This window comes from Rhodococcus sp. CX (assembly GCF_015865005.1).
Lineage (GTDB): Bacteria > Actinomycetota > Actinomycetes > Mycobacteriales > Mycobacteriaceae > Rhodococcus.
In genome coordinates this window covers 118234-120228 of the sequence record NZ_JADZGH010000041.1, presented here as the reverse complement: position 1 = coordinate 120228, position 1995 = coordinate 118234, and the positions used below count along the sequence as shown (strand labels likewise).

The following is a 1995-nucleotide window of genomic DNA, read 5'->3' as shown; positions in this document are numbered from 1 at the left end:
CGGCGCAGAAAGCGTCTCCGGTTCCGGTGAGTACGGCCACCCGCAGGCTGTCGTCGGCGGCGAAGTCCGCCCAGATGTCGCGGAGCAGTTCGTGGGTTTCGACGTCGATGGCGTTCTTGACCTCGGGGCGGTTGAGCCGGATGTGTGCGACGGGACCGCGCTTGTCGTAGACGACCTTGGACATGATTTGTCTCCTTGTGGGATTCAGGACGAGACCGTGGTGAGGATGTCGGGGGTGGTGGAGCGGTGGAACCCGTTGAACGGTTCGTTGTGGACGGCGGGCTGCAGTTGCCACCAGCCGCGGCGGGCATTCGGTGCGCCGCCGTCGACGCGCATGCAGGATCCGGTCACGAACCGAGCGGCCGGGGACAGCAGGTAGACGATCGCTGCGGACACTTCGGCTTCGGTGCCGAAGCGTTGCAGTGGGATGCCGGGCGTGACCTCGTGCTGGATGAACTCGCGGTCCTTTTCGTCGTAGGTGTCCAGGCCGCTCGAGGCGATCGACCCGGGCGCGACGGTGTTGACCCGTACTCCGGCGGCGGCCCATTCGGTGGCGACGCTCTCGGTGAGGGTGAACATTCCGCCACGTGCCGCGGCGGAGTGGGAGAAGTGCGGCCAGCCGTGCCAGATGTCGGCGATCATGTTGACGATGGAGCCGCCGTGTTGTGACATCGAGCGGTTGAACACCTCGCGCATCACGATGAAACCGCCGGTGAGGTTGTTGCGCACGACTGCTTCGAAGCCCTTGGTGGAGATATCTTTCAGCGGTGAGCGGTACTGCCCGCCGGCGTTGTTGACCAGACCGTCGATGCGGCCTCGGTCCGCCACGATGGCGTCGACTACCGCGGCGACGCCGTCCTCGTCTCGGATGTCAGTGACGTGCGTCGATACCGATCCCCCGTCCTCGGTGATCTCGGCTTGCACTGTGTCGAGCTTGTCCTGGTTGCGGCCGACGATGGCTACGTGTGCGCCGAGAGAAGCGAGTTCGTGCGCGGTGCAGCGGCCGATTCCGCTTCCGCCGCCGGTGACGACGACCGTCTGTCCATCGAAGAGATTTGGTGCATATATGGATTCGTAAGGCATGGTGACTCCTTCCTCAGGCGCGGTCGCCGTACTTGGCGCGCAGCGCAAATTTCTGGATCTTGCCGGTCGCGGTGCGCGGGAACTCGTCGACGTACTCGACGCGTTCGGGGACCTTCCACACGGCGATCTTGTGTTCGTCGACGAGGTGCCGCCGCAGGTCGTCGACGGTCAGGCGGGTGTCGTCTCGCGCCACGACGACGGCGCAGGCGCGTTCTCCGACCGCCTCGTCGGGCAGTCCGACCACGGCGACGTCCGCGATGGCCGGGTGCTGCAGCAGGGCCTCTTCGACTTCACGGGCACTGATGTTGAACCCGCCACGGATGATGATGTCCTTGATCCGGCCCGTCACCCGCAGGTAACCTTGCTCGTCGATCCGGCCCAGATCTCCTGTGCGCCACCATCCTTCGGAATCCTGACCTTCCGCCGTGAGCTCGGGCCGGCCCCAGTACTCGAGCATCCGTCCCGGACCGCGGTATCGGATCTCGCCGTCGGTTCCGGGGGCGGATTCTTTCCCGTCGACGTCCACGATTCGCAGTTCCACACCGGGTACCGGTGCACCGTCGGACGTAGCGACGCGGTCGACGGAATCCTCGGGTCGGCAGACTGTTGCCATCATGATCTCGCTGGAACCGTAGGCGCTGACCACGCGGCATCCCGACAGCCGGTCCTGGGCTTCTTGCACGAGGGAGGTCGGGATGGCGGCGCCGGCAGTGAGCCAGAACCGCAGCCGTGACACGTCGTGAACGGCCGGGTCGTACGCGTCGAGCAGCATCCGAATGAACGGTGCCGGACTGGCGGTGCCGGTGCACCGGTAGGCGCCGATCCGCTCGAGTGCAGCGGTCGGACTGAAGACGTCGAGCAGGTGCGCATGGGCCCCGGCAATGGTCGGGGCCATGACACCAAGGGTCAGTC

At 65.9% G+C, this 1995-nt stretch carries 3 protein-coding genes; all 3 read right to left on the bottom strand.

Annotated features, from left to right (window positions below; translation table 11 throughout):
• Window positions 1-184 (bottom strand): enoyl-CoA hydratase/isomerase family protein (locus I0Q12_RS31945; protein WP_231609974.1); only part of this gene is annotated, 184 nt, incomplete at its 3' end.
• 20 nt (window positions 185-204) lie between these two features.
• Window positions 205-1083, bottom strand: a complete 879-nt coding sequence (locus I0Q12_RS04285; protein ID WP_197250743.1) for an SDR family oxidoreductase — start codon at window positions 1081-1083, stop codon at window positions 205-207.
• Between the two features lie 13 nt (window positions 1084-1096).
• Window positions 1097-1995: class I adenylate-forming enzyme family protein (locus I0Q12_RS04280; protein WP_231609973.1), on the bottom strand; the 899-nt coding region annotated here is incomplete at its 5' end.